This is a genomic window from Cobetia sp. BMC6 (assembly GCF_029991385.1).
Lineage (GTDB): Bacteria > Pseudomonadota > Gammaproteobacteria > Pseudomonadales > Halomonadaceae > Cobetia.
Genome location: NZ_JAKUMF010000053.1, coordinates 1 through 469, shown reverse-complemented (window position 1 = coordinate 469; position 469 = coordinate 1). Strand labels below are relative to the sequence as shown.

Genomic DNA, 469 nt, shown 5'->3' with positions numbered 1-469 from the left:
ATGGACGGGGATATCTCGCCGCGCACCGGATGGATCCAGCGCAGCAATGCCTCATAGCCGGTAACCCGCTCCGTCTTGGAGGACACGACGGGTTGATAGACAAGGTGCAGCCCGTCCGAAGCGAGGGCGTGACGCAGATCCTCCTCCAGCTGCCGCCGTCCTTCTGCATCAGCATGCATTTCCGATGAATAGAAGCGATGAACGCCCCGCCCGTCACCTTTGGCGGCATAGAGCGCCAGGTCGGCATTGCGGATCAGCGCATCGGCCGTCTCGCCATCCTGCGGACAGCAGGAAATGCCAACAGATACGCCGATGACGACGACTTTGCCTTCGATCGTGTAGGGCTGCGAAAGCGTACTGATGATCGTCTTGGCAAGTTGGGACAGAAGCGCGCGATCCTGTCCGCCCGGCAGCAGCACCTTGAACTCGTCGCCCCCCTGCCGCCCGACGAGCCCGCGATTACCGACCA

1 protein-coding gene is annotated in these 469 nt (G+C 62.3%); it reads right to left on the bottom strand.

From position 1 onward, the window contains the following. A partial coding sequence (locus tag MKZ40_RS16950) for a diguanylate cyclase (protein WP_282627988.1) occupies positions 1 to 469 on the bottom strand: 469 nt, incomplete at both ends.